Genomic DNA, 25,893 nt, shown 5'->3' with positions numbered 1-25,893 from the left:
GTTCGTACGATAGCCCCCATGGCAGACATGGCACGCCCCGCTGACCGCCTGTCGAGACGTGGTTTCCTCACTCTGACCGCAGCCGGACTGGCCGCGACACTGAGTACCCCGATTGCCTTGGCAGACAACGGCAAACTGATCGACTTCACGCATCTGCAAGTACCTGTCGACCAGGTGGTCGCCGCCGGCTACACCGGCGTCATCGTCTACGTGTCCGAACTCCGGCCGGGCGCCACCTTCGACTTCAAGCCCGTCAGCCGCGGCTACACCGACGCGCTGCGGGCGGCGGGTCTGCATGTGGTGAGCGTCTACCAGTACGGCAAGCCCGGGTGGGTGAACAGCCCGTCGGACTACACCCGCGGCTTCGACGGCGGCGTGGCCGACGCCCGCACCGCGCTGAGCCTGCATGGTGCGGCCGGTGGGCCCGACACCGCACCGATCTTCTTCAGCGTCGACGAGGACATCTCCGCCGACACCTGGAAAAACGTTGCGCTGCAATGGTTCAAGGGCATCAATTCCGTGCTCGGGGTGCAGCGCACGGGCATCTACGGCGGTGCCCGCCAGGTCACCTGGGCGGCCGACGACGGCGTCATCGGCCGCTCGACCACACCGAGACATCGCTGGGCCTGGCAGACGCGGGCCTGGTCCGGCGGCGCCCGCGCCCCGATGGCGGTGCTGTATCAGGCGACGGTGGTGACGGCCTCGGACCCGGGCACCATGATCGGTGACTACCACGTCGACGAGGACGACATCCTGGCTCCCGATTACGGCCAGTGGGACCTGGCTCGTTAGGCGGGGGCACCCAGCCGCGTCAGCGCGTATTCGGTGACGGTGATCAGTGCGTCACGCGCCGACTGCCGCTGCCGCGCGTCGACGGTGACGACCGGGATGTGGTCGGGCAGCGCCAGCGCCTTGCGGACCGCATGGCCGGGATGCCTTGGCGCGCCGTCGAATTCGTTGACCGCGATGATGAACGGCAGACCGCGCGCCTCGAAGAAGTCGACGGCGGCGAAGCTGTCCTGCAGCCGGCGGACGTCGACCAGGATGATCGCGCCGATGGCGCCGCGCACGAGGTCGTCCCACATGAACCAGAACCGGCGTTGCCCCGGTGTCCCGAACAGGTAGAGCACCAGGTCGTCCGCCAGGGTGATGCGGCCGAAGTCCATGGCCACCGTGGTGGTGTTCTTGTCGGGGGTGCCGGCGAGCGCGTCGACGCCGACCGAGGCGTTGGTGACGATGGCCTCGGTGCGCAGCGGCATGATCTCGGAGACCGCGCCGACGAACGTCGTCTTACCGGCACCGAACCCACCCGAGATGACGATCTTCGTCGACGCGGGGGCGTGCCGATTAGAGAGCCCGTAGGCCACGCAGTGTCCTCCCGATCAAGTCACGCCGGTCGTCGATGCTCGCCGTGGTGCCGAGCGTGGCGTGTACTTGAAGATAACCCTGCGTGACGAGGTCGCCGATCAGCACACGCGCAACACCGAGTGGTATTGCTAACTTTGCCGCGACCTCGGCCACCGAGGGCCGGGTGGAACCGAGTTTGAGAATCTCGCCGCGCACGTCGTTGCCGGGCCAGTGCGACGCCGGGGCGGCCGCCAGCGGGTAGATCGGCGCCTCCATGGGCAGCTCGATCTCGCTGGTGGTCCGGCCCGCGGTCAGCGTGTAGGGCCGCACCAGGCTGGGCTGCTCCGCGGTGAACGCGGACTCCCAGGCGTCAGATGTCGGCTCCATGGTCGTCCCCTATCGGGTCCTGCGGGCGGATTGCACGACGGTCCCGACGCGTTCGACCAGAATCGCCATCTCGTAGCCGATCTGGCCGATGTCACACGACCGGGTCGCCAGCGTCGCGAGGTTCGAACCGTCGCCGACGCGCATCAGCAGCAGATAGCCGTGCTCCATCTCGACGACCGACTGCAGCACGTGCCCGCCGTCGAACAGCTGCGAAGCGCCGGTGGCCAGACTGGCCAGCCCGGAGGCGACGGCGGCGAGCTGATCGGCCCGCTCGGTGGGCATCCGCGAACTCGCGGCCATCAGCAGACCGTCGGCCGACACCAGGATGGCGTGCGCCACGCCCGACACCTCGTCGGCGAATTTCGTGACCAGCCAGTCCAGCGACTCGCGCTGCGTCGTACGTGTCATCACCGGCCTCCCGTGTCCCGGGACTGCGACCGACCGGCGTGCACGCCACCGAAATGTCCGCTGATGCTGGCGCGTACCGCGGCGGGATCCCGCCGCGGTGCACCCTCGTCGGTGGCTTCGGGGTGGTCACCCTCGTCGGGCGAACCGGGGATCAACCGCGCACCGGGCTGACGGACCGGCAGGCCCGCGTCGGTGTGCTCGACGACCGGCGCGTCCTGCGCGGCGGCCGCCGCCGACCAACCCTGGTCCCACACCGTCTGCCAGTCGAGATCGGTGCTGTTGGCCAACTGCGTGGGGTCGTCGATCAGCCATTCCGAGAGCATCTTCTGGTAGATGGCGTCCTCACTTCCGGCGGTGGTGCTCGGCTGGGGCGTCGGCGCGGGCTGGGCAGCGGGGCGGACCGGCTCGGGTTCCGGACGCACCGGCTCGGGCGTCGCGTTCGGAGTCTGGGCCCGGGCCGCGAAGAACGACGATGTGTCGGTCGGCGCTTGTGCGGGTCGCTCGACGGGCGACTCGGCGCGGCCGGCGATGCCGCTGGCGCCCGGATTGCGCTGCGGCAGGTTGACGCCGCTGAGGTCGCCCGCATCGGCGGGGCCGGCGCCGAACCCGTTACGGGCCGGGGGCTCCACGAATGCCGGCTCCACCGACGGGGCGGGCGGCGCCGGGGGCTGAGCGACGGGCTGGGCCACGGCGCCGAAGGTCGCGAAACCGCCGGTGTCGGGGCCGAGGCCCGGCAATTCCGTCACGCCGGTCTCCGCGGTCGACGAGCCGTCCCAGTAGGTGCCGAAGTCGGGGATGGCGGGCAGCCCGGCCTGCAACTCGACCGGGACATAGATGCCGGCCGTGGTGCCCGAGTCGGGATCGCCTTCGACGGTGTCGCGCAGCCGGACGACCAGGCCGTGCTGGGTGGCCAGCCGGCCGACCACGAACAGGCCCATGTGCCGCGCGGTGTAGGTGTTGACCTCGCCGCCGGAGCGCAGTCGGCTGTTGGCCATGCGCAGATCGGCTTCGGTCATGCCCAGACCGCCGTCGCTGACCTCGATCACCAGCGCGCCGTTGGGCGCGTGCACCGCGGAGACCTGCACCTCCGACGTCGGCGGCGAGTAGCGCAACGCGTTGTCGAGCAGCTCGGCCATCATGTGCACCAGATCGCCGGCGATCGAACCGTGGATCTCGGTGTCCGGGGCGGCGACGATGGCCACCCGGGTGTAGTCCTCGACCTCGGACGCCGCGGCATTGATCACCGCGGTCACGGGCACCGGCTCGCCTTGTTCGTGCGGCACGTTGGTGCCGGCCAGCACCAGCAGGTTGGCACCGTTGCGTCGCATCCGCGCGGCCAGATGGTCCAGCCGGAACAGCTTGGCCAGCCGCTGCGGGTCCTGTTCGTCACGCTCCAGCTGATCGATGACGGTCAGCTGCTGGTCGATCAGCGACCGACTGCGCCGCGACAGCGTCTCGAACATGTCGCTGACCTGAAGCTGGAGTCGGGCCTGCTCGCCGGCGAGCAGCACGGCCTGTTCGTGCAGCTCGTCGACCGCGTGCGCAACCTGCCCGATCTCCTCGGTGCTCTGCACCGGCAGCGGGCGGACGGTCACGTCGGCGCCGGACCGGACCTCGTCGAGCTCACGAACCAGGTCCTCGTGGGCGACTTTGAGGGCGCTGGTGCGCAGGCGCCGCAGCGGCCGGATCAGTGTCCGCGCCATGTACAACACGATGAGCAGGGCCAGCACCATCACGGCGCCGACGATGGCCGAATCGCGGATGGCCTCGGTGCGCTTGGCGGTGGCCTGATCGTCGACCGCCGAGACGACGGTCGCGGACACGCCGTCGAGCACCTTGCCGGCGATGCCGCTGGTGGTCTGGATCGACTGGCTCAGGTCGGGATTGTTGACGAGCGGCACGTTGGGGTCGGACATCATCGACATCCGCTTGACCATCTCCTGGGCCAGCTTCTGCGCCTCGGGCGAGCCGACACCCAGCACTTCACTCATACCGAACAACGTCGACGGCTCCGTGCCGGCCAAGGTCGTCATCGAGCTGCGCAGTTCGTTGTCCGGCAGTTCGCCGCCGAGGGTGACGAGCAGCTGCTGCATCATCATCTGACCGCGGGCGCCGACGGCCCGGCTCAGGCCCTGCGTCTGGGCGCGGATCTTCTCGTCGTCGATGCGTACCGAACCGGTGATGGTGTCCTCGGCGGTCAGCAGGAGCGGCGCGTACGACGTCACGCGCTCACGCAGTCCGATGCTGCCCGACGCGACCTTGTTGAGCAGCCCCTGGCCACCGTCGAGCAGGGTTTTGACGCCGGTGCCGACGTCGGTGGCGACGTCGGTCTCCGTCAGCCGGTGCTGCAGCCGTCGTTTGCTCTCGTCGTAGGCGCTCAGCGCCTGTTGCGCGTCGCCGCCGGTGGACGTGGCCAGTATCGCGGCGTCGAACGTCGCCATGTAGTTCTCGATGGCCGGCACCATTTCGGCGCGGTCCGCCGCGCGGCGCAAATCCGCGGCGTCTGTCCAGCCCGAATAGATACGCATTCCGCCGAACGTGCCGGCCAGCGCCAAAGGCACAAAGGCGATGGCGAAAACTTTCCAGGCGACCGGCCAATTCGACGGCGCAAAGCGGGACGGGCGTTTCGCGGGCGCGCGGGTGACCTGATCGGCTGCCGAAAACTGTTGCGCAGCAGTCATCGCGGCTCGGCTTTCCCGCCGGCCATCGGTCCGCAAACAGTTACAGGCGCTTGGTTCATAGTGGTGTTCCCCGCCGGATTATCAGCCCACTCGGGCACGGGAAATCCGCCTGGCAATCTGTCGCAGTATGACAGCGATGAGCAGCCGTTTCCATGCTTCACATCCAACGAACAGCGTTCGTGACCTTTGTGTTGCACAGTTGTGTGGTAAAAGCGCGCGGTATTGGTGATTTAGAGTGCCTAGATGGCACGGAGCCGGCTGACCCCCGAGCAACGTCGGGACCAGATCCTCGATCTCGGGATGGCGGCATTCTCTGTCCTGCCGTTCGAGCAGGTGGCGATGGAGGACATCGCGGCGCAGGCCGGAATCTCGCGGGCATTGATCTACCACTACTTCCCCAGCAAGAAGGAACTGTTCGCGGCGCTCTGGGCGCGGGCGCACGAGAAGCTGGCCCACGACTCGCACTTCACCGCCGTCGACACTGTGCGGGCCCAGATCCGCAGCGCGCTCGTCGCGCACTTCACCTTCTACGAGCAGAACCTGACGCTGATGATGATCGCCAATCGCAGCGCCATCGCCGCCGACCCCGCGGTGCGCAGCCCGATCACCTTCGAACTCACCCGGCTGCGCGACCACGCGCTGGACGCGCTGGACCTCGCGGGGTCCGGTCGCGATCTGGTGTCGGTGGCGCTGTCCGGGTGGCTGGCGCTGGTGCGCGAAGTGGCACTGGAATGGCTTGAGCTGCAGAGCTTTTCTCGGGACGCCGCCGTCGACCTGTGCCTGACCGCACTCGACGCCCTGGTGTCACCGCACGCGGATCTGAACCAGGTGCCACATGGCGTCGGCGATTCAGCGGCAGCACAGTAACCTACTTCGGCCCCACCTAGACCCAGACAGAGAGGCGGCAGGGTGGCACTGAAGGTGCTGTTCTACTCACCCCGGATCGCGCCGAACACCGGCAATGCGATCCGGATGGTCGCAGCCACCGGCGCCGAGCTGCATCTCGTCGAGCCGCTCGGCTTCGACCTGTCCGAGCCGAAACTGCGTCGCGCGGGCCTGGACTACCACGATCTGGCGTCGGTGACGGTGCACCCCGATTTGCAGACCGCGTGGCAGGCACTCCTGCCGGCACGGGTGTTCGCCTTTACCGCGCACGCGAATTCGTCGTTCGCCGACGTGGCCTACCAGGGGAACGACGTGTTGATGTTCGGCCCCGAGCCCACCGGCCTGGACGCCGAGACCCTCGCCGACCCGCACATCACCGGGCAGGTCCGGATCCCGATGATCCCGGGCCGGCGGTCGCTCAACCTGTCCAACGCCGCCGCCGTCGCGGTGTACGAGGCGTGGCGTCAGCTCGGCTTCGCCGAGGGCATCTGACCCCTGGAGCTCACCAGCTGTCCCAGTGGGCCAGCTGCTCGGCCGGCAGCCGCTGAGCCTTCTTGAAATCGGTGCCCTTGGTGTACGCGATCGGGAACAGCCCGGCCTGCGTGTAGCGCTCGAACGGGATGCCCAGGAGCTCGGCCGCCTTCCGCTCGCCGTCGCCGAGCAGGTGCAGCGTCGTCCAGGCCGAGCCCAATCCGCGGGAGCGCAGCGCGAGCATGAAGCTCCACGCCGCCGGCAGGATCGACCCCCAGTACGACGCCTGCATCCCGGCTTCAGCGCGATCGGGCCGGCCCTCGAGGCACGGGATCATCAGCACCGGCGCCTTCTCGAAGTTCTCGTTGAGGTACTCCGCCGAGCTCTTCACCGCGCCGGCCCGGTCGTCACGCATGTCGCCGCGCTGCGGTGCGTCCATCGCGAGGTAGGGCGTGCCGTTGGTGCGGTAGATGTCGGCCAGCGCCTTCTTCTTGGCCTCGTCCTCGACGAAGACGAACTGCCAGCCCTGGTTGTTGGAGCCGGTTGGCGCCTGCAGCGCCAGATCGAGACACTCCATGATCACCTCGCGCGGCACGGGCTTCTCGAAGTCGAGTCGCTTGCGCACCGAGCGGGTCGAGGTCAGCACTTCGTCAGCGGTGAGGTTCAGCGTCATAGCCGCACATTACCGCCGGCCCGCCGGCACCCTGGTGGCGGCGGGCTCGGTGCCCGTCAGTGCCGGGGCAGCTTCGTCACGGCACGCACGATCGGCACCAGCGACTTCTGCCACAGCGACTTCGACAGGCCGAACGGCGGGTCGAGGTTGAGCACCTTGGACGTCGAAATGGTCTGGGATTCGGTGTATTTCAGCAGACCCTCGGCACCGTGCCGGCGGCCCACGCCCGAGATACCCATGCCGCCCATGGGCGCACCGAGGCTACCCCAGGCCAGGGCGTAGCCCTCGTCGACGTTGACCGTGCCGGACCGCAGGCGCGACGCGATCTGCTCCCCCTCCTCGATGGAGGCTGCCCACACGCTGGCGTTGAGCCCGTACTCGGTGTCGTTGGCCTTGGCGATGGCCTCGTCGACGTTGGCGACCGGGTAGATCGATACCAGCGGGCCGAAGGTCTCGTTGTTGGCGCACTCCATGTCGGAGGTGACGTCGGTGAGCACGGTCGGCTCGTAGAACAGCGGGCCGATGTCCGGGCGGGCGTTGCCACCGGCAATCACCTTGGCGCCCTTGACCTTCGCGTCGTCGACGTGACCGGAGACGGTCTTGAGCTGGCCCTCGGAGATGAGGCTGCCCATGTCCACGCTGAAGTCGTAGGCGGTGCCGAGCTGCATCTTGCGGACCTGGTCACCGAACTTGCGGGTGAACTCGTCGGCGATGTCGCGTTCGACGTAGATGCGCTCGATCGAGATGCAGAGCTGGCCCGCGTTCGAGAAGCAGGCACGGGTGGCGGCCTTGGCCACCTTGTCGAGGTTGGCGCCCTGGGCGACGATCATCGCGTTCTTGCCGCCGAGTTCGGCGGAGAACCCGATGAGGCGGCGGCCGGCGTGCTCGGCGAGGTGGCTGCCGGTGGCCGAGGAGCCGGTGAACATCAGGTAGTCACAGTTGTCGGCGATCGCGGTGCCGACCACCGAGCCCGGTCCGGGCACCACGGCGTAGAGCGCCCGCGGCAGACCGGCGCGGTACAGCAGCTCGGCGCAGGCCAGCGCGCAGTACGGGGTCTGGCTGTCCGGCTTGAGCACCACCGCGTTGCCCGCGAGCAGGGCGGGGACGGCGTCGGAGACCGTCAGCGTCATCGGGTAGTTCCACGGCGAGATGACGCCGACGACACCCTTGGGCTGGTAGGCGACGGTGGTCCGATTCAGGCCCGGCAGCAGCGGCGCGACGCGGCGGGGCTTGAGCAGCTTGGCCGCGACCTTGGCGTAGTAGTCGGCGTTGGCGAACAGGTCGATGATCTCTTCCTGGGCCGCCCACCGCGCCTTGCCGGCTTCGGCCTGCAGCAGGTCCATCAGGAATTCACGGTTCTCGAGAACCAGGTCGCGGTAGCGCGCGATCACCGCGGCCCGCTCGGCGACCGGACGCTTGACCCAATCACGCTGGGCGGCACGCGCTTTGGCAAATGCCTTCTCGGCATCTTCGGCGGTCGCGACCGGGATGGTGGCCAGTGGCTTACCGGTGAAGACCTCGTCGATGGTGCGGGTCGGCCGGGCGTCGATGTTTTCAATGGCGGCCAGTTGACGCAGACGGTCGAAAACCTGCGCTGACGGTGCGGGCATACTGGCTCTCCTGAGTCGATCACGGATGCGCGGTTAATTTTGCGGTACCGGCGGTCTCGGTAACACTACTCGACAGCGTGCCGCTGCCATAGATCCAGCTTTTTACAAATCGGGCATTATGTCAATGAGATTGGCAAAATTACCCACTTCGTCTGGCCTGAGAGTCCGTTGGGGTGATTCGGCGTCGAGATACCCGCGCTGCCGCGTTGATTCGGTATCCACGGCGCACTTGTTCGAGTGCGGTGTGCCGTCACGTCAGGACCAATGATTGTGGGCGCGGGCGCAGTCGTGCGAGTAGACCCCGGCGAGGACGCACACTCAACCGCGCCATCGCACCGCCCTGCCGAATCTCTCTCACCGAAAGTCCCGGGATTTCGCCATCACCCGCAGGTCGAGCCGGCCCATCCGGTCCGCGATCACGGTGACCGCCCCACTGGCGTTCTGCACGATGCCGCGCACCAACAGCGCCGGCGCGGTCTGCGCCAGCTTTCGATGGCGGGCCCACACCCCCGGTGCACACAGCACGTTGACCATGCCGGTCTCGTCCTCGAGGTTGATGAACGTCACCCCCTGCGCGGTGGCCGGACGTTGCCGGTGCGTCACCGCGCCGGCCACCACGATGCGGGTGCCGTCGGGCACCTCCAACAGCCGGTTGGCCGGCACCACCTCCAGCGCGTCGAGGCCTTCCCGCAGGAATTGCGTCGGGTAGCTGTCCGGCGAGATACCCGTGGCCCACACATCGGCGGCCGCCAGTTCCAGTTCGGTCATGCCGGGCAGCGCCGGTATGCCGCCGGCCGACCCGACGCCAGGCAACCGGTCGGGGCGCTCCGCGGCCGCCGCTCCGGCCGCCCACAACCCCTCGCGCCTGGTGATGCCGAAACACCCCAGTGCGCCTGCCGTCGCCAGCGCCTCGGCCTGGGGTACCGACAGCTGCACCCGCCCGGTCAGATCGAGCAGAGAAGCAAACGGCCCGTTGGCATTTCGTTCGTCGACGATGCGCTGGGCCAACTCGTCCCCGATATGCCGGACCGTCCCCAGCCCCAGCCGCACCTCGGTGCCGCGGTTCTCGCACGTCGCGTACGCCAGGCTGGCGTTCACATCCGGCCCGTGCACCAGCACCCCGTGTCGGCGGGCGTCGGCCACCAGCGACTGCGGCGAGTAGAAGCCCATCGGCTGAGCCCGCAGCAATGCCGCACAGAACACCGCGGGGTGGTGCAGCTTGAACCACGACGAGGAGAACACCAGCGACGCGAAGCTCAGCGCATGACTCTCCGGAAAGCCGAAATTGGCGAAGGCTTCGAGCTTTTCGTAGATCCGCTCGGCGGTCGGCCCGGTGATGCCGTGCAGTTCCCGCATGCCGTCGTAGAACCGTCCGCGCAGCTGCCGCATCCGTTCGGTGGAGCGTTTGGACCCCATGGCCCGCCGCAGCTGATCAGCCTCGGCCGGGGTGAACCCGGCACAGTCGACGGCCAGCTGCATCAGCTGTTCCTGGAACAGCGGCACGCCCAGGGTCCGGTCCAACGCGGGCTTCATCGACTCGTGTTCGCAGATCGCGGCCTCCAGTCCGTTGTGCCGCCGGATGTACGGATGCACCGAGCCGCCCTGGATCGGGCCGGGCCGGATCAGCGCCACCTCGACCACCAGGTCGTAGAACTTCTTGGGTTTCAGGCGCGGCAACGTGGCCATCTGGGCCCGGGACTCGACCTGGAACACCCCGACCGAGTCGGCGCGCTGCAGCATCTCGTACACCGCGGGCTCGGTCAGATCCAGTTTGGCCAGATCCACCTCGATGCCCATGTGCTCCCGGGCCAGGTCGATCATGTAGTGCAGGGCCGAGAGCATGCCCAGCCCGAGCAGATCGAACTTCACCAAACCGATTGCCGCACAGTCGTCTTTGTCCCACTGCAGCACACTGCGGTTCTCCATCCGCGCCCACTCCACCGGACACACGTCGGCGATGGGCCGGTCGCAGATCACCATGCCGCCGGAGTGAATTCCCATGTGCCGCGGCAGATTCCTGATCTGCAGCGCCAGATCGATCACCGCCTCGGGGATCTCCTCGACGTCCGGGGAGTCGGCCAGTCCGTTCCACCGGCTGATCTGCTTGCTCCACGCATCCTGCTGCCCCTGCGAGAACCCCAGGGCCCGGGCCATGTCCCGCACCGCGCTACGCCCGCGGTAGGTGATGACGTTGGCCACCTGCGCGGCGTAGTCCCGGCCGTACTTCTCGTAGACGAACTGGATGACGTTCTCGCGCAGGTCCGATTCGATGTCGATGTCGATGTCCGGCGGGCCGTCGCGCGCCGGGGACAGGAACCGCTCGAACAGCAGCTCGTTGGCCACCGGGTCGACATTCGTGATCCCCAGTGCGTAACAGACCGCAGAGTTGGCGGCCGAGCCCCGGCCCTGACACAGGATGTCGTTGTTCCGGCAGAACTCGGTGATGCTGTGCACCACCAGGAAGTAGCCCGGAAACTCCAGCTGCTCAATGATTTTGAGCTCGTGCTCGATCTGCCGGTACGCCTTCTCCCGGTCCGCGTCCGGTTTCCAGCCGTAGCGACGGGCTGCCCCCTCCGCCACCAGCTCACGCAGCCAACTGATCTCGGTATGCCCTTCCGGCACGTCGAACGGCGGCAATTTCGGTGCGATCAAACGCAATTCGAACGCACACTGCTCCCCCAGTTCGGCAGCGTTCGTCACCGCACCCGGGTGGTGGGCGAACAGCCGGGCCATCTCCGCCCCGGACCGCAGGTGCGACCCGCCCAGCGGGGCCAGCCAGCCTTCGGCCTCATCCATCGAATTGCGGGCCCGGATGGCGCCCATCGCCATCGCCAGTTTCCCTCGCGACGGCGCGGCGAAATGCGCGGCGGTGGTGGCGGCGACGCCGAGACCGAACCGCGGCGCCAGAGCCGCCAGCGTCGCATTGCGTTCGTCGTCGAGCGGATGTCCGTGGTGTGTCAGTTCGATGGTCACCCGGTCCGCGCCGAACCTGTCCACCAGGCCGGCCAGCGCCTTGTCCGCCGCTTCCGTACCACCTGACGACAAGGCCTGGCGCACATGGCCTTTACGGCAACCGGTGAGGATCTGCCAGTGGCCGCCCGCGGCCTCGGTGAGGGTGTCCAGGTCGTAACTCAGCACCCCTTTCTCGCCGCCGGCCAGATGCGCCCGGGCCAGTTCCCGCGACAGCCGCCGATACCCCTCAGGCCCGCGGGCCAGCACCAGCAGATGCGGCCCGGGCGGGTCGGGCAACTCGGTGCGCGGAGTGTTGCTGAGCGACAGTTCGGCGCCGAAAACCGTCGCCATGTCGAGTTCTTTGGCGGCCTCGGCGAAACGCACGACACCGTAGAGCCCGTCGTGATCGGTCAGGGCGATGGCCCGCAGATCCAGCCGGACGGCCTCCTCCACCAGCTCCTCCGGGGTGCTGGCGCCGTCGAGGAAGCTGTACGCGGAATGGGCGTGCAGCTCGGCATACGGCACCGACGTTCCCGGCCGCGCCGGACGGTTGACCGGGCGATAGTCACCGCGCTTACGCGACCACGCCGGGCTGTCACCGCCGTCGGCCGGCGACTCGGGGGAAGCACCGGCCACCCGAGGTTTACCCTCGAGCACCCGCTGCATCTCCGCCCAGCTCGGCGGCCCGTTGTGCCAACCCACCACATCAGCGTATTCGAAACTTTGTTCGAACGCCAGGTCTGCCGGATCTGCGGGAACTCGGGCGGCTCCCATCCGACTAGGGCGTGTCTGACAATTGTTTCGGGTGTGGTGTCTGAGACTTAAGGCATGTCGCGGTTTCAGCTGTTGTCCGATGCCCAGTGGGATCTGATTGCCGATTTGCTTCCTGTTCGAACGGGTAAGCGGGGTAGGCCTTTTGGTGATGCTCGTTCGATGGTCGAAGGCATCATTTATCGGTATCGCTGTGGGATCGCCTGGCGGGACGTGCCCGAGGTGTTCGGCCCGTGGCAGAGCATCTGGACCTGGCATCGGCGGATGAGCGCTGACGGCACCTGGGATAGCGTGCTCGCCCGGTTGCTGACCTCTGCTGATGCGGCCGGGATGATCGACTGGGCGGTGTCGGTCGACTCCACCATCGCACGGGCTCATCAACACGCCACGAACATCACCCGCGACACAGGGGGCTGGGTCGAATTACAAGAATCTGCTGATCGAGCCGCCTGACCATGGCATTGGGCGTTCCCGCGGCGGGTTGACCAGCAAGATTCATCACCTTGTCGACGGCCACGGACGGCCGTTGGTGGTGCTCGTCGGGGCTGGGCAAGCCCACGATGGCCCGGTGTTTGAGCATTTGCTCGCTCACTTGAAAGTCGGCCGCAGCGGCGGCGGTCGAGCACGGACACGGCCTGACCGGGTTCGTGGCGATAAGGCATATTCCAGTCGTGCGACCCGGATGTTGTTGCGGCGTCGACGAATCGGCGCGGCGATACCCGAGCCCGCCGATCAGATTGCCAACCGGAAGCGACGCGGTGCAGCCGGTGGACGACCACCAGCATTCGATGCCGCCGATTACAAAGGCCGCAACGTCGTCGAACGAAACTTCAACCAGGTCAAGCAATGGCGCGGGTTGGCCACCCGCTACGACAAACTCGCTGTCGTCTACCGCGCAGCAGCGGTCCTACGCGCCGTCACGCTTTGGCTTCCCCAATTATCAGACACGCCCTAGATCCCCAAGGGCGCCAGAGAGGGACGGACGATGGCCATGCTGAGGCACTTGGGCAATCTGGAACGCGAGGTGATGGATCACCTCTGGGACGCGGACGGGCCGCAGACCGTTCGCGAGGTCCATCACGCCATCTGCGCCGAACGCAAACTCGCGTACACCACCGTTATGACGGTGCTCCGCAGACTCGCCGGCAAGGGCGTGGTCCGCCAGCTCCGCGATGATCGGGCACACCGTTACGTCGCGTCGCGCAGCCGTGATCAGCTGGTGGCCGGCCTCATGGTCGACGCGCTCGGACAAGCCGCCGAGCAGAGTGACCGGCATGCGGCCCTGGTCCACTTCGTCACGCAGGTCGGGGCTGACGAGGTCGATGTACTGCGGCAGGCACTCGCCGCAGTACATCGATCCGGAACCAGCCGCTCCGCTGGGAGTTTGACACCCCGACTCAGCGCCTAGCGTGAATTCGTTCGCTTACCCAGACGCCGCGCCTTGCTGGGCGCCCGTTGCGACTAGAAATCGTCGGGCACACCTGGCGCGACGGGCCAGCCGAATGTGACAGCGGCGCGGTGCACCGAACCACGGGTGAGCTCACGAACGAACCCTGCGCTCGCCAGCGCCTGCAGACTCACCCCGCCGAGGTATACGGCGCCGAGATCGCGTACCGACATGGCGATATCCGCCGGCGCCGTGGTGCTTTCGCATTCGGCTCCATCAGGTCCGCCACGCAGCTGCCACCGGCCGGTATTCCATGGGCAGAACTCATCGGTGACGTCCAGCACGATATCGACCGGAGCGGCGTAGCGGCGCAGACCCAGTGCACCAGGCACATCGACCAGACGTACGTAGATGCCGTCCCGCACTTGGCACGCCAGCGCACGCCGGTCGGCCACCAGGCTGAGAAGCGGCTCATCGACGGCAGCACCGTCGTATTCGACGGTCCTGACCAAATCCATATCCAGGAGATAGCGCCAAAGCCGTGCGTACGCCTGATGATTGGCGGCCAGGACTTCTTGAATCTGAAGTTCACTGTTGGGCTGACCGCGGTCCGTCCAACTGTTCTTGGGCCGGTAGATGGCGAATCCGCTCGCGGTGCCATCGGCTTCGCGGTGCAGGAGGAAGCGAATCTTGCTGGCTTCCTTACGCCTTTCCTCGCTGTCGTGGATCCAGTGGTCCCACCACGGCCCCGGCCGCTCCATCAAACCCGGCCGCTGCACCACGGCCCGCTGATGAATCTCGGGCGCACTGGCCAGCAAGGTGTCGGCATCGACGTGGGTCACCGAACCGTCTCCGAGTTGGACGTCCGGGCGGAAGTTCAGTTCCCGGACCTGTCCCGACAGCTCCGCGATCGGTACTGCCATCCCGTAGCCGAAGCGCCCGTAAATGGCGGACTCGGATGCGTACAGCATGGCCAGCGCCTCGGTGCCACGCGCTCGGATGTCCTCGAGTTGGTGGCGCATCATCGCTGTGAGCAGGCCACGGCGCCGATGGCTGGGTGACACCGTGACGGCGGTGACGGCCGCCACTGGTGTAGTGCCACCGCCAGGCAGCACCACCTGCTTGCTGAAAGCTCCTGCGGTGGCGACCCAGTGGGTGCCGTCATGGAAGCCGAACATGCGGTCGTACTCGGTGAAGGCACGCGTCAGGTCGATCTCGTCCTGCCGCGGATCCTGTAGGAACACCTCGTACGACGAGGCTGCGAACGAATCGTAGTCATCACCATCGCTGACAGCGCGCAGCGTCAAATCAGTCATATACCAACGGATATCACGCGCCGCCGCGAGAGTCATCCGATTATTCCGGGACAGGAGAAAGGCAAGACCACCAACCACTTCGGTCAAGCGGCCGGAGCAGATGCCCTCTCGCTGAGCGTCATTCGCGTTCGGCGCAGTGCGCTGTCAGGCGTCACCGGCACGTAGTTGGCCACTGCGGGCAGCGGCCCGTTGATTGCGTGCTCGGCACGTCTGGCAAACACCACGACGACCAGGGGCCACGCCAGTTCAGTCACCGCGGTGAGTCGTTCAGCCAAGCCGAGAAAGACGCCGTGCCTGGCCTCGTAGTAGACCCACAGCACCAGCGCGCACAGCACCAGCGTCGCGGTCAGCGCGCAGCGCGGACGACACACCAGCGGGGTTGTCGCCGCGCTGCTCATACCCAGAATTGGCACCAGCGCCAACGCGATGAGGCCACCCCCGGCCGCCAGCAGATGGGTACTTTCGTTGGCGCTCACCGTGACCGGAAAGGCAGCGACGGCAAGCCCGCAGCACCCGGCAATCGCCAGTGCGATGCGGGCGGACAGTCGCACCACGCGCAGTCCCATCGCGGTTGCGATCTGGCAGGCCGCACTCAACACGAACCCGGCCGTCATGATCCCTTGGCCACTGCCTCGTCCCGCCAGAACGCTCAACGTTTCCGACCACGAGTCATAACTCGTCGTGAGGACGGCCCTGGCAAGAATCGCGGCCCCCACCAACACCATTGGCGCCGCCGCGGCGGTCACCAATGTCCACCCAGCCGTCCGGCAGCCTTGCTCAATCACCATGAGAACGACTCGGCACTCGGTTGTACCGGCGCCACCGCCCGAGCCATGACACCAAAACCACTGCGACCACGATGATTTCGGCCGCAGACCCCCATCCGTGCGGATACAGCACCCCCGCGACGTGGTGGTCGATGAAGCCGGCGCGCGGCAGCGGTGACATGCCCGCGCCGTCGCGGGCCCACCGCTCGATCGTGGTCAGCGGACATTCGACGACTCCGGTGAGAATGATGACGGTCCAGCCGACGATGAGCGCGTGCGCCCAGATCGTGACGGGCCACCGCCATGCCAGGAACCCGCCGCCGATGAGGTAGCCGAGAAAGGCGAAGTGTGCGGCAACCGCCGCTACTGCGATCGCGGAATACGGCATCGTCCCGGCCTCTTCGAACTGGCGTAGCTGCTGGGACGTGGATACCCGGGGTTGGAACCGGCAAACCGACACCGCGCACCCCGCTCAACGGAGCGGGCGTCCGCGGCCGATGTGCGCGCTACCTACCCGATCGGGTAGGTAGCGACCTGTCCATGCGCACATTGGTCCCGGTGGCGGCACACCGTAGGCTGGGCGTGTTACCTGGATCACAGGATGAGGGATGGGTCTGGTGAGACTCGGTGTGATGGCGCCCGCGCAGATCGCGGCCACGACGGCGGCGACGGCTGTGCCGACGCGGCTGTTGAAGTTCCACGCCCCCGAGATCGTGTTCGGCATCGACTCGATGGCGGAGGCTGCGCACGCCGCCGTCCGCCTGGGCGGGCTGCGGCCCATGCTCGTCACCGATCCGGGGCTGATCGAGGCCGGCTGGGTGGCCGAGCTGGTCGGGCATCTACGTGCCCAGTGCGTCGAGGCACACGTGTGGAGCGCCCTGACCCCGAACCCCAAGGACCACGAGGTAACCGCCGGCCACGAGTTCTACCGCTCGCACGGCTGCGATGTGCTCATCGCGTTGGGCGGCGGCTCGGTGATCGACGCGGCCAAGGGCATCGCGATCCTGGCGGCCAACGGCGGCCACATCCTCGACTACGCCGGCGTCGACAAGGCGACCGCGCCGATTCCGCCCCTGGTGGTGCTGCCGTCCACGTCGGGCACCGGCGCCGACGTCTCTCAGTTCTGCATCGTCACCGATACGACCCACAACACCAAGATCACCATCTTGGGCCGTGCCCTGGTCCCCGACATCACGGTCATCGACCCCCGACTACTGACCACCATGCCCGAATGGCTCAATGCGGCAACGGGTCTGGACGCGCTGACGCACGGCATCGAGGCGTTCGTGTCGCTCGGGCACAACCAGCTGACCGACCACCACGCACTGCGGTCGGTCGTGATGGTCACCGAAAACCTGGTCACCACCATCGAGCGGCCACAGGACATGCCGGCGCGGGTGCTGATGGCCCAGGCCGCGTTGGAGGCCGGCCTCGCGTTCACCAACGCCATCCTGGGCGCCGCGCACGCCATGAGCCATCAGGTCGGCGGGCTCCTCGATCTGCCGCATGGCGTCATCAACGGCGTGCTGCTCCCCCACGTGGTGCGGTTCAACGCCGAGGCCGACCCGGCTCCCTTCGCCACCATCGCCACCTGCCTCGGAATCGCCGACAAGCGCGCTCCGGAGCTGGAATCGGCACTGGCACTTGCCGACCGACTCCAAGAGCTGGCCCGCCAGGTCGGCGTGCCGCGCGGGCTGGCAGAGCTCGGAGTACGCGACGCCGACGTTCCGGTGTTGGCGCACAACGCCCTTCAGGACGCCTGCCTGACCACCAACCCGCGCCCCATCGACGATGCGCAGCTGCGCGCGCTGTTCCGGGCTGCGCTATGACGACCCTGCCCGGCAACCCGGTGGTGCCGCGACGCGCGGCCGTGCCGGATCTGGACCAGCTCACGGGCGTGCGGTCCGGTAAAGGCACGTTCTATCCCGAGTTCCGGGTAGCCGCGCAACGCACCGAACGGGTGGTTGCCGCCCTCGACGCCATCTCGCGCGCTCTGGTGCAGACCGTCAACGGCCCCGAGAATCTGGTGCGGGCCGTCGCCGAGGCAGCCCGCACCCATCTCGGTGCCGAATGGGTGCTGTTGGCGCTGGCCGACGGCGCCCTGCCGGAGGCGCGGCCACGTCACCTCATCCTCGACGCCGACGGGCACGCGTACTCGTTCGAGGGCCTGTCGGGTACCAAACATCCGGTACCGCACCTACCGGACGCGGTCCTGAACCGACTCAACGACGTCCTGCGCGGTCAGCTTGCCCAGTTCCGGGTACCCGTCATCGAAAGCCACCATTCGCACGTGCCGATCGAACTCGACGGCGGGGTCGTCGGGGCGTTCGCGGCATGGACGCCTCCGCACCGGTTGCTCGACGGTATCGACGAGGCGGTGATGCGAATCCTGGCCAGCCAGACCGCGGTCGCGCTGCAGAACTGTGAACTGTTCCAGCGCTCGCAAACACTGCTGGCCCAATCCGAGGCCCGCAATGCGCAGCTGCTGGCGACGCAGCGCGAACTCGGTGCGGCACAACGCCATCAGGTGCTGGACTCCGAGCGGCACCGCATCGCACGCGAGCTGCACGACAGCGTCACGCAGACCGTCCTGTCGGCGGGCATGCAGATCGAGGTGTGCCGCAGCGAGGTCGAATCACGTTCGGGTCCAGCAGGTCTGGCCGAGCGACTGGACACTGCCAAAGCGTTGACCCGATCGGCTATCGACCAACTGCGGTCGGCCATCTACGCGCTCAACCACTCCTCCGATGCCGACCGGTCCAGCCTCCCCGAGCTCCTCGAACAGCTCGCCACCGTGCACATGCCGAAAGACCTGCGGGTGACACTGCGAGTCGACGGCGATGTCGCCGAACTACCCAGCGCCGTCGAGCGGAGCCTGCTTCGGATCGCCGGTGAGGCACTGTTCAACACTGCGATGCACGGCCGCGCCTCGCGGGCCATCGTGCGCTTGAGCTACCGCGCCGCCGGGGTCACCCTGTCGGTGTCCGACGACGGCATCGGCGACCCGGACAAACTCCGGCTCAGGCTCCAGCTGGCCGATGTCGCGGACCTCGACGGGCACCACCGCGGGCTGGCGAACATGCTGGCGCGGTGCCGCGAATACGGCGGCACCTTCACCGTCGGCCGCTCTCGCATCGGCGGCGTGCGGGTTGTCGCCACCATCCCACGGGACCCAGAAGAAGCTCCGCGCGAAGGAGTCGTGCCATGACCGTCGACACCAGCACCGGGACCATCCGCCTTGCGCTGGTGGACGACCACGCGATCCTCCGCCAGGGACTGCGGTCATTACTGGAACGCGAGGACGATCTCGTGGTCGTGGGTGAGGCCTCCAGCGAGCCCGAAGCCGTGGCCATGGTCGCGGCGACGCTACCCGATGTGGTGCTGGTCGATCTCAAACTGTCAGCGGGTTCGGATTTCGAGGGACTGTCCTTGTGCACCAAGCTTTCTGGTGCCTACCCGGACCTCGGTCTGCTCGTGCTGACCACATTCCTCGATGAGGACCTCGTGGTGCGTGCGGTGCATGCCGGAGCGCGCGGCTACGTGGTCAAGGACGTCGACACCACAGAACTGGTGCGGGCGATCCGGGCCATCTCGGCCGGGCAGAGCGCATTCGACTCGCGCAGCGCGGCCGCGGTGGTCCGCTCACTCAGCGGACGCGGGGATCAACGCGACAAGCTCACCGACCGCGAGATCGAAGTGTTGCGGCTGCTCGCTGCGGGCCTGTCCAACCACAAGATCGGTGAGCAGCTGTACATCTCGGCGACCACCGCCAAGTTCCACGTCAGCAACATCATGCGCAAGCTCGACGTCAGCCGCCGCGCCGAGGCCGTGTACGCGGCCAGTAAACGCGGACTGATCTAGGCCGGCGATAATTCGTCGGCCTAGATCAGCTGTGCGGGCTTGTGCTATGTGCCGCTAGGTATTCCGGTAGTCGATGACGATGCGGCCGTCGATCTGTCCGTGTTCCATCCGCTCGAAGACATCGTTGATGTCATCGAGGCGCGCGCTGGTGACGGTTGGCTTGATCAGGCCGCGTGCGTAGAAGTCCAGCGCCTCGGCCATGTCTTGCCGCGTTCCGACGATCGACCCCCGGATGGTGAGCCCCTTGAGCACGATGTCGAAGATCGGCGCCGGGAAATCGCCCGGCGGAAGTCCGTTGAACACGATGGTGCCACCGCGACGGGCCAGGGCGATCGCCTGACCGAACGCCTGCGGGTGCACGGCGGTGACCAGGACACCATGCACCCCGCCGGTCGCCTGCTGCACCGACTCGACGACGTCGGCGGTACGGGCATTGATGGCGACCTCGGCGCCGAGGCGGGTGGCGAGTGCGAGTTTGGCGTCGTCGACATCGATGGCCACCACCCGAAGACCCATCGCGCGGGCGTACTGCACCGCGATATGTCCCAGCCCGCCGATACCCGAGATCGCCACCCACTGGCCAGGCCGGGTGTCGGTGACCTTGAGACCCTTGTAGACGGTGACGCCGGCGCACAGGATCGGCGCGATCTCCAGCGGGTCGGCGCCGGCGGGGATCCGCGCGGCGTAGTCCGCGTTGACCAGCATGTAGGTACCGAAGCTTCCGTTGACGGAATATCCACCGTTGCGCTGACTTTCGCACAGGGTCTCCCAGCCCGTCCGGCAATATTCGCAGCGGCCACACGCCGACCACAGCCAGGCGTTACCGACTTTGTCGCCGACGGCCAGGTCGACCACGCCCTCACCGAGGGCTACGACCGTGCCGTAGCCCTCATGCCCCGGCACGAACGGCGGCTGCGGCTTCACCGGCCAATCGCCGTGCGCGGCATGCAGATCCGTGTGGCAGACACCGGACGTCTCGAGCTTGACCAGGGCTTCACCGTAGCCCGGTGTCGGCAGTTGCATGTCGTGCACCTGCAGCGGCATGCCGAAGTCGGTGACCACGGCGGCCCGCATGGTGTCAGTGTTTCCCGCCACGGTTTCAGTGGCCAGTGTCTGTGTCATCGATTCGCTCCATTCGTGAAAATTGGTCCAGGAAAAGGTCTTTGAGGTTCGCGGTGGCGTAAAGCTGATAGCACACAACGCTATTGGCCGCGACGTGCCGGCGCATGCTCCGATCGGTCCGAGTACCGGGCCCGCCCGGGTGGTTCCGGTACTGCCCATTCGGACAGGGGCGTCGGGCGATGACCGCCCCGGACCGGCGGAGCCGTTGCGCAAAGGCGCCACCCCGGCGCCGCACACCCGCCATGATGAGTGCCGTAACCAGACATTGCGAAGGTGGATCACGTGGCAACGAGCGAACATCCGAGGGGCACCAGCGCGGACACCAGGCCCGAACGCCGCGGCATCATGCAGTCCCTCACGGCCCTGTGTGTCCGTTATGTCGAACGCCTGATGCCCGACCCGTACCTGTTCGCGGTCATCCTGACCGTTCTGGTCGCCGGGATGGTCGCCCTCCTGGTGCACGGCGCCACGCCCAGCGGCATGCTCAAGGCCTGGTACGGCGGCGTGTGGGGTTCGCAGAACATCTTCACGTTCGCCTTCCAGATGGTGCTGATCCTCGTGACGGGTTACACGCTCGCCGAGGCGCCCGTTCTGAAGCGGGCCATCGTCCACATCGCCGGCAAGCCGAACAACCAGGTGCAGGGCGCCCTGCTGTGTTTCACCGTCAGCGCCGTGCTATCCCTGCTGAACTGGGGACTGGGCCTGGTCGCCGGTGCCCTTGTCGCCCGGCAGGTCGCAAAACGTTTCGCCGACGCGCATTTCGGCTACCTGATCGCCGCCGCCTTCATGGGATTCATCGTCTGGACGCAGGGGCTCTCGTCGTCGATCGCCCTGGCCAACACCGACAGCAGCAGCCCCATCAACGTGATCCACAAGCTGACCGGCATGACTGTCCCGTTGAGCCAGACCATCTTCCAGCCCTACAGCTGGCTGTCGGCGATTGCCGTGCTGACGCTGCTCGCACTCGCGGTGTGGCGCATGGCCCCGGCGCAGAGTCTGGCTCCCGATCCCGCAGTGTTCGAGGACGAAACCCAGCCGACCCCCGCTCCAACCGAAGGCAAGAAGACCTTCGCCGAGTGGCTGGAGAACCTCTGGATCCTCAACGTCCTCGTATTCGCCGCCGGCATGGCCTATTTCGTGCTCAGTGGATTCGCGCTGAACATCTCGTCGATGATCATGCTGTTCACGATCACCAGCGCGCTGCTGCACCGCACACCGATCCGCTTCATCCGGGCGTTCACCGGCGCCGCCAAGGTGTCCGGCCCGCTGCTTCTGCAGTACCCGCTGTACGGCGGCCTGGTGGGTCTGCTCGGCTATCAGGCAACGAAAGCCGACAAGCCGCTGCAGACGTTGCTGGCCCAGGCCGTGGTCAACGGCGCGACCGAGCACACGCTGCCGTTCCTGACCTTCGTCGGGTCGTTGATCATCAGCCTGTTCGTCCCGTCGGGCGGCGGGCACTGGGCCGTGCAGGGCCCCATCGCGGTCGACTCGGCGCTGGCCATCGGCCAGCGCTCGCCGGAGTATCTCGGGTTGATCTCCATGGCGGTCGCCGTCGGCGAAGGCGTCGCGAACATGATTCAGCCGTTCTGGCTGCTGCCCCTGCTGGCCATCGCAAAACTGAACGTCCGCCAGGTCATGGGCTTCACCGTCGTCGCATTCTTGATCGGTGTGGTGGTGTTGGGCGCCACCACACTCATCGCGCCCTACGTGCTCTGACGCCCAACACGCCGCGCTGGCGGTGAGAAGAATGACCCGCGCATTTGGTGCCGGAAACAAAACTTCGACCGATTGGTCCCGGCATCTTCCGCCACCGCGTTGTGATGGATCACAATCGGCACGTGCCGTCCCCGTCCGAGCTGCCGCCGATCCCGGCGGACGCACCGTTGCGGAAGGTGATCGAGGACCGGATCGACGAGATCGCCACGACGCTTCTCCACGAGGCCGTCGAATCCATCGAATGGCCCACACCCATGCCGATCGAACATTTCGACGGCGAGGTCACGCCATACATCATCGGCGGATTTCTGTACGGGCTCGACCTGATCACCGAAGGACGCAGGGTGACCCGCGCCGAGGCAGCCACCTTTGTCCTGCCGGTCGCGGAGCGACATGCCGAGGACGGTATCCCCCTGCCGTTCCTGTTCACCGCGCTGCATGCCGGCATCCGGAAACTGTGGGAGATCGTCCTGGAATCGGCATCCGAGGGCGACTCGGAGACGATCGCCGCGCTGGGCATGTACCTCGCCGACCTCACCGGGACCATCAGCGTGCTGATGACCGAGGTCTACCAGGACTCCGACTTTGTCCTGCGGGCCACCACGCGCCGGCAGCTGAACGCCCTGTGCGCCCACCTCATCGACGGCGAGTCCGGCAGCGACATCATCGCCAAACAAATCGGTGTCAAGCTCAGCGACCGCTATGACGTGTTGGCGATCCGGGTGGACGGCGACGAACCGCGGACCACCCATGAGACATTGGCGGCGCGCCGGCGGTTACGGCTCGCCAACCAAGTGTTCTACGGGCGCGGCGCCGGCGAAATCCTCAACACGTTCGATGGACACACGGGCGTGATCTTGCTGCCCGCACAGGTCGTGGAACCACGGGACGACTCCGCCATCGCGGCACATCTGGGCGCGCTGATCGGCGCGCTCAGCGAACGACTCGAGGTCGCGATCTATGCCGCATACCATCCCGGCGCCACGCTGGTGGCCATTCCCGCAGCGGCTGCCGAGGCCGCCGAAATCACCTGCCTGACAAGGCAACTGAACAGAGAGCCGGGTATCTACCAACTGGCCGATGTCCTCTTCGAGTACCAGGCGACGCGCCCCGGGCCCGCCCGCGACCTGCTCGCGCGCCACATCGCGCCGCTGCGCGACCACCCGGGGTTACTCCAGGCGCTCCAATCGCATCTGCAGCACGGCGCCGACCGGAAGGCCGCCGCGGCAGAGCTTTTCATTCATCCGAACACCCTGACCTACCGCCTACGGCGCATTCAGGAGATCACCGGCTATGACCCCACCGACCCCCATCAATCCCGATTGCTGGCGGCGGCCATGACCGTCTACACCATCGACCATGCAGGTACGCCCGTCGCCGCGACAAACCTCGACAATCCTGGCTAGCCGGATCAGGTAACGGTCAGACGTTCGCCACCGAACTCGAGTCATCCGTATCCCCATCCCGATTGCCCCGATCACCCGGAACGAGATGTGAATTCAGCTGTGAACCATCACGAGTCACTCCGCAACGCGGCAAGACAGTTGCGACAAGCGGCCGCACAAAGCACGAGTCCGACCGAGCGTATTCACTCGTACATCGCGACGATGATCGACCACGTCTACCCGGTGGGGCACTGCGCCAAAGCCTCGGTGTTGGCGTCGATCTGGCTCAACCGCGCTGGACAGCACGCCGACCAGAACGACGCACTCGTTGACGAATTGGTCGAGCCGCTGCGCGCGGCGATTCGCGTCGGATGCCGAACAGGCGAGATGTCATCACCCTGTCCAGACACCGATGCCCAGGCGATCTTCAATCTGGTCACGGGCATGATCCTTACCCACGGAGTCCTCGGCCGGCCCGCCTCTGCGGAACACATCAAAGGGGTGGTCATGGACGCCGTTGGGCACTCCCTCAAACTCAACAGGCCGTGACCCGCGGCTATCCGGGTTCGGTTGTTCTCGGTGGTTTTCTATGGCCGACTGCGGCATAGGCCAAACAGACTGCAAGGACGGCGAACTTGACCAGCGCGGCACGGCGCGCGCGTCGTGCGTGGATGTCAGTCTGCTTGCCGCCGAGGACTTTCAGCAGCGATACCCCCTCGATCGCGTCACCTGCGACGGCGGTGGCCGCCAATAGCGGTAGCGCCGAAGAGTGGCCCAGCCGGCACCGCGCACGGTCCACCAAGAGCGCCGTGTGTGCTCCGTAGGTGAGCATGTATCCGAAGTCGAGCCACAAGGACACCCGGGCCAGGCGCCGACCTCGACTTCCCCAGCGCGCCATCATCTCTGCGGACTCGTCCGCGTTGCCGGCCAGCTCGAACCGGATGATGCCCGGACCCCCGGTTTGGCGTAGTCGCCGTTCGATTTCCAGCATCACGACCGTGTAGGCGGCGTAAGCAACCGTCACACGACGGAGCAAGCTTGGGCTGCGGTCCATTTCAGCCGTCACCGGCACTCCGATGCAATCCGTTTCCGCGACTACGCGGACCGCTCCTGCGTTGCGCTTCGGGCGAACGCCGACTCGATGAACTGCGTCACCTCGCGAAGCGCACGTGCCGCTTCCGGGACGATGGAGGCCGCGGCCTGGAAGACGTGGACCTGGTCCCGCCACACCTGCAATTGATGCGGCACACCGGTCTTCGTCAGCGCAACGGCCAACTCCTCGGCATCGGGGTTGAGCAGTTCGGTCGAGCTCACCTGGATCAAAGACGGCGGCAGCCCACCCAGATCCGCATCGAGCAGGCGATGCTCGTCTGCCGGCGGGCTGTGCCGCATGACGAATTGATGGAACGCGCGGGCGAAGGCCTTCGAGAACAGCACATCGGTCGATCCTGACGGCGCATCGATCTTGGCCTGCACGTCGAAGTCGGTCAGCGGGGCCATCGAGACGATCGCGCCGGGCATCGGCAGTCCACGCCGGGCCGCGAAGATCGCCGTGATGAACACCAGGTAGGCACCGGCCGAGTCGCCGATGAATGCGATGTTCTCCGGCGCGACACCGCGCCCGAGTGCGAATCGGTAGGCATCGATGCAGTCCTCGATGCCGTCGGCGATGGTGTGCTGGGGCAGCTTGCGGTAGTCCACCGCCACGACCTCGCTCTGCAGCGACGCGGCAATCCGCGAAATCATCTGGCGGTGCAGGTGGCGGCCACCGACGAGAAAGGCGCCGCCGCGCAGGTACACCACGTAGCGGTCCCCGCGTGTCGCCGCCGGCCGGGTCGTCTCAGCGGAACAGCGCGCAAGGCTCACGGGCTTTCTGGTGGTGCCCGCGACCGACCGCAGCACTCGACCCACGTGATCGACTGCCCGGTACGGCCAAGGCAGGCCAGGCGCCATCGCCCAGACCGTCAACACCGGTTTGACCGAGGCCTTCAACGCCAACGCGAGGAGGCGCGACTGGATGCTGCCGCCCTCGAACTCGACGCGACGGGAGTCACCCCGGTCCAGGGAAATCAGATTCTCGGGTGCGGCAACCACGTTGTAGCCCTCCTGTATCAACGAGCCCCGTGCGGTGGCTGCGGCAGCGCCGATGCTGCC

The 25,893-nt window shown here is 67.0% G+C and carries 23 protein-coding genes and 1 pseudogene; 11 read left to right on the top strand and 13 right to left on the bottom strand.

Annotation, left to right across the window (positions count from 1 at the left end; all coding sequences use genetic code 11):
* The first annotated feature begins 18 nt into the window (after positions 1 to 18).
* Positions 19 to 792 (top strand): DUF1906 domain-containing protein, encoded by a 774-nt coding sequence (locus tag G6N46_RS26015; RefSeq protein WP_138250191.1) that lies wholly within the window; start codon positions 19 to 21, stop codon positions 790 to 792.
* Here G6N46_RS26015 and G6N46_RS26010 read toward each other — a convergent pair.
* The 4 genes from G6N46_RS26010 to G6N46_RS25995 are packed head-to-tail and all read right to left on the bottom strand — an operon-like array spanning position 789 to position 4,823.
* The gene (locus G6N46_RS26010) at positions 789 to 1,367 is read right to left on the bottom strand and encodes a GTP-binding protein (RefSeq protein ID WP_138250192.1); all 579 of its coding nucleotides are present in this window, start codon (positions 1,365 to 1,367) and stop codon (positions 789 to 791) included. The two genes, G6N46_RS26015 and G6N46_RS26010, sit on opposite strands and share 4 nt — an antisense overlap.
* Positions 1,348 to 1,734 (bottom strand): DUF742 domain-containing protein, encoded by a 387-nt coding sequence (locus G6N46_RS26005; protein WP_138250193.1) that lies wholly within the window; start codon positions 1,732 to 1,734, stop codon positions 1,348 to 1,350. The genes G6N46_RS26010 and G6N46_RS26005 overlap by 20 nt, the downstream gene beginning before the upstream one ends.
* A 9-nt stretch (positions 1,735 to 1,743) precedes the next feature.
* Positions 1,744 to 2,142, bottom strand: coding sequence for a roadblock/LC7 domain-containing protein (locus G6N46_RS26000; protein ID WP_061001428.1), 399 nt, complete (start codon positions 2,140 to 2,142; stop codon positions 1,744 to 1,746).
* Positions 2,142 to 4,823, bottom strand: a complete 2,682-nt coding sequence (locus tag G6N46_RS25995) for a sensor histidine kinase (protein WP_179967699.1) — start codon at positions 4,821 to 4,823, stop codon at positions 2,142 to 2,144. The genes G6N46_RS26000 and G6N46_RS25995 overlap by 1 nt, the downstream gene beginning before the upstream one ends.
* 243 nt (positions 4,824 to 5,066) lie before the next feature.
* Here G6N46_RS25995 and G6N46_RS25990 point away from each other — a divergent pair, with 243 nt between their 5' ends.
* Together G6N46_RS25990 and G6N46_RS25985 are read left to right on the top strand one after the other, a co-directional pair.
* Positions 5,067 to 5,690: a TetR/AcrR family transcriptional regulator gene (locus G6N46_RS25990; protein WP_138250194.1), complete on the top strand. Its 624-nt coding sequence runs from the start codon at positions 5,067 to 5,069 to the stop codon at positions 5,688 to 5,690.
* 42 nt (positions 5,691 to 5,732) lie between these two features.
* Positions 5,733 to 6,200: a tRNA (cytidine(34)-2'-O)-methyltransferase gene (locus G6N46_RS25985; RefSeq protein ID WP_174814091.1), complete on the top strand. Its 468-nt coding sequence runs from the start codon at positions 5,733 to 5,735 to the stop codon at positions 6,198 to 6,200.
* A gap of 10 nt (positions 6,201 to 6,210) precedes the next feature.
* On the opposite strand, the gene G6N46_RS25980 is transcribed toward G6N46_RS25985, so the two are convergent.
* From G6N46_RS25980 to G6N46_RS25970, 3 genes are all read right to left on the bottom strand, one after another.
* Positions 6,211 to 6,852: a nitroreductase family protein gene (locus G6N46_RS25980; RefSeq protein WP_138250195.1), complete on the bottom strand. Its 642-nt coding sequence runs from the start codon at positions 6,850 to 6,852 to the stop codon at positions 6,211 to 6,213.
* A 56-nt stretch (positions 6,853 to 6,908) separates the two neighbouring features.
* A complete protein-coding gene (locus G6N46_RS25975; RefSeq protein ID WP_138250196.1) occupies positions 6,909 to 8,462 on the bottom strand; it encodes a succinic semialdehyde dehydrogenase in 1,554 nt (517 codons plus the stop codon).
* A 354-nt stretch (positions 8,463 to 8,816) separates the two neighbouring features.
* On the bottom strand, positions 8,817 to 12,116 hold the full coding sequence (locus tag G6N46_RS25970; protein ID WP_138250197.1) for an error-prone DNA polymerase: 3,300 nt from the start codon (positions 12,114 to 12,116) through the stop codon (positions 8,817 to 8,819).
* 126 nt (positions 12,117 to 12,242) lie between these two features.
* Here G6N46_RS25970 and G6N46_RS25965 point away from each other — a divergent pair.
* Both G6N46_RS25965 and G6N46_RS25960 read left to right on the top strand, forming a co-directional pair.
* Positions 12,243 to 13,140 (top strand): annotated as a pseudogene (locus G6N46_RS25965) (IS5 family transposase).
* A gap of 30 nt (positions 13,141 to 13,170) precedes the next feature.
* A complete protein-coding gene (locus G6N46_RS25960) occupies positions 13,171 to 13,593 on the top strand; it encodes a BlaI/MecI/CopY family transcriptional regulator (protein WP_138250208.1) in 423 nt (140 codons plus the stop codon).
* 53 nt (positions 13,594 to 13,646) lie between these two features.
* On the opposite strand, the gene G6N46_RS25955 is transcribed toward G6N46_RS25960, so the two are convergent.
* The 3 genes from G6N46_RS25955 to G6N46_RS25945 form a co-directional block, all read right to left on the bottom strand.
* Positions 13,647 to 14,888 carry a GNAT family N-acetyltransferase gene (locus G6N46_RS25955; protein ID WP_138250209.1) on the bottom strand — a complete coding sequence of 414 codons (1,242 nt, stop codon included), beginning with the start codon at positions 14,886 to 14,888 and terminating at the stop codon, positions 13,647 to 13,649.
* A gap of 83 nt (positions 14,889 to 14,971) precedes the next feature.
* Positions 14,972 to 15,613, bottom strand: coding sequence for a DUF998 domain-containing protein (locus G6N46_RS25950; RefSeq protein WP_234880743.1), 642 nt, complete (start codon positions 15,611 to 15,613; stop codon positions 14,972 to 14,974).
* 52 nt (positions 15,614 to 15,665) lie between these two features.
* Positions 15,666 to 16,043: a DUF2784 domain-containing protein gene (locus G6N46_RS25945; RefSeq protein WP_138250211.1), complete on the bottom strand. Its 378-nt coding sequence runs from the start codon at positions 16,041 to 16,043 to the stop codon at positions 15,666 to 15,668.
* 244 nt (positions 16,044 to 16,287) lie between these two features.
* Here G6N46_RS25945 and G6N46_RS25940 point away from each other — a divergent pair, with 244 nt between their 5' ends.
* Genes G6N46_RS25940 through G6N46_RS25930 form a run of 3 tightly spaced genes read left to right on the top strand, consistent with a single transcriptional unit; the run spans position 16,288 to position 19,516 of the window.
* A complete protein-coding gene (locus tag G6N46_RS25940; RefSeq protein ID WP_061007035.1) occupies positions 16,288 to 17,484 on the top strand; it encodes an iron-containing alcohol dehydrogenase in 1,197 nt (398 codons plus the stop codon).
* Positions 17,481 to 18,863, top strand: coding sequence for a MadS family sensor histidine kinase (locus G6N46_RS25935; RefSeq protein ID WP_163693029.1), 1,383 nt, complete (start codon positions 17,481 to 17,483; stop codon positions 18,861 to 18,863). The genes G6N46_RS25940 and G6N46_RS25935 overlap by 4 nt, the downstream gene beginning before the upstream one ends.
* A complete protein-coding gene (locus tag G6N46_RS25930; RefSeq protein WP_138250212.1) occupies positions 18,860 to 19,516 on the top strand; it encodes a MadR family response regulator transcription factor in 657 nt (218 codons plus the stop codon). The genes G6N46_RS25935 and G6N46_RS25930 overlap by 4 nt, the downstream gene beginning before the upstream one ends.
* A gap of 54 nt (positions 19,517 to 19,570) precedes the next feature.
* Here the strand turns inward: G6N46_RS25930 and adhP are convergent, their stop codons facing one another.
* Entirely contained in the window at positions 19,571 to 20,638 is a 1,068-nt protein-coding gene (adhP, locus tag G6N46_RS25925) for an alcohol dehydrogenase AdhP (protein WP_174814090.1), read from the bottom strand.
* 345 nt (positions 20,639 to 20,983) lie between these two features.
* Between adhP and G6N46_RS25920 the strand changes: the two genes are divergently transcribed.
* The 3 genes from G6N46_RS25920 (at position 20,984) to G6N46_RS25910 (ending at position 24,288) form a co-directional block, all read left to right on the top strand.
* Positions 20,984 to 22,354, top strand: coding sequence for a TIGR00366 family protein (locus tag G6N46_RS25920; RefSeq protein WP_138250247.1), 1,371 nt, complete (start codon positions 20,984 to 20,986; stop codon positions 22,352 to 22,354).
* 122 nt (positions 22,355 to 22,476) lie between these two features.
* Positions 22,477 to 23,760 (top strand): PucR family transcriptional regulator, encoded by a 1,284-nt coding sequence (locus G6N46_RS25915; protein WP_163693026.1) that lies wholly within the window; start codon positions 22,477 to 22,479, stop codon positions 23,758 to 23,760.
* Positions 23,761 to 23,859: 99 nt separating this feature from the next.
* Positions 23,860 to 24,288 (top strand): hypothetical protein, encoded by a 429-nt coding sequence (locus G6N46_RS25910; protein ID WP_220098081.1) that lies wholly within the window; start codon positions 23,860 to 23,862, stop codon positions 24,286 to 24,288.
* A 7-nt stretch (positions 24,289 to 24,295) separates the two neighbouring features.
* Here the strand turns inward: G6N46_RS25910 and G6N46_RS25905 are convergent, their stop codons facing one another.
* Positions 24,296 to 24,805, bottom strand: a complete 510-nt coding sequence (locus G6N46_RS25905) for a hypothetical protein (RefSeq protein ID WP_220098080.1) — start codon at positions 24,803 to 24,805, stop codon at positions 24,296 to 24,298.
* A gap of 29 nt (positions 24,806 to 24,834) precedes the next feature.
* Positions 24,835 to 25,833, bottom strand: a complete 999-nt coding sequence (locus G6N46_RS25900; protein ID WP_234880740.1) for an alpha/beta hydrolase — start codon at positions 25,831 to 25,833, stop codon at positions 24,835 to 24,837.
* Positions 25,834 to 25,893 lie beyond the last annotated feature (60 nt).

The organism is Mycolicibacterium phocaicum, assembly GCF_010731115.1.
In the GTDB taxonomy this organism is placed as follows: Bacteria; Actinomycetota; Actinomycetes; order Mycobacteriales; family Mycobacteriaceae; genus Mycobacterium; species Mycobacterium phocaicum.
The sequence above is the reverse complement of the archived record's forward strand: the minus strand, read 5'-3'. Positions and strand labels throughout refer to the sequence as shown.

Coding starts and splice junctions, on each gene's coding strand:
- G6N46_RS26015 (WP_138250191.1), top strand. CDS start 19: ATGGCAGACATGGCACGCCCCGCTGACCGCCTGTCGAGACGTGGTTTC.
- G6N46_RS26005 (WP_138250193.1), bottom strand. CDS start 1,734: ATGGAGCCGACATCTGACGCCTGGGAGTCCGCGTTCACCGCGGAGCAG.
- G6N46_RS26000 (WP_061001428.1), bottom strand. CDS start 2,142: ATGACACGTACGACGCAGCGCGAGTCGCTGGACTGGCTGGTCACGAAA.
- G6N46_RS25995 (WP_179967699.1), bottom strand. CDS start 4,823: ATGACTGCTGCGCAACAGTTTTCGGCAGCCGATCAGGTCACCCGCGCG.
- G6N46_RS25990 (WP_138250194.1), top strand. CDS start 5,067: ATGGCACGGAGCCGGCTGACCCCCGAGCAACGTCGGGACCAGATCCTC.
- G6N46_RS25980 (WP_138250195.1), bottom strand. CDS start 6,852: ATGACGCTGAACCTCACCGCTGACGAAGTGCTGACCTCGACCCGCTCG.
- G6N46_RS25975 (WP_138250196.1), bottom strand. CDS start 8,462: ATGCCCGCACCGTCAGCGCAGGTTTTCGACCGTCTGCGTCAACTGGCC.
- G6N46_RS25960 (WP_138250208.1), top strand. CDS start 13,171: ATGGCCATGCTGAGGCACTTGGGCAATCTGGAACGCGAGGTGATGGAT.
- G6N46_RS25955 (WP_138250209.1), bottom strand. CDS start 14,888: ATGACTGATTTGACGCTGCGCGCTGTCAGCGATGGTGATGACTACGAT.
- G6N46_RS25950 (WP_234880743.1), bottom strand. CDS start 15,613: ATGGTGTTGGTGGGGGCCGCGATTCTTGCCAGGGCCGTCCTCACGACG.
- G6N46_RS25945 (WP_138250211.1), bottom strand. CDS start 16,043: ATGCCGTATTCCGCGATCGCAGTAGCGGCGGTTGCCGCACACTTCGCC.
- G6N46_RS25940 (WP_061007035.1), top strand. CDS start 16,288: ATGGCGCCCGCGCAGATCGCGGCCACGACGGCGGCGACGGCTGTGCCG.
- G6N46_RS25935 (WP_163693029.1), top strand. CDS start 17,481: ATGACGACCCTGCCCGGCAACCCGGTGGTGCCGCGACGCGCGGCCGTG.
- G6N46_RS25930 (WP_138250212.1), top strand. CDS start 18,860: ATGACCGTCGACACCAGCACCGGGACCATCCGCCTTGCGCTGGTGGAC.
- adhP (WP_174814090.1), bottom strand. CDS start 20,638: ATGACACAGACACTGGCCACTGAAACCGTGGCGGGAAACACTGACACC.
- G6N46_RS25920 (WP_138250247.1), top strand. CDS start 20,984: ATGCAGTCCCTCACGGCCCTGTGTGTCCGTTATGTCGAACGCCTGATG.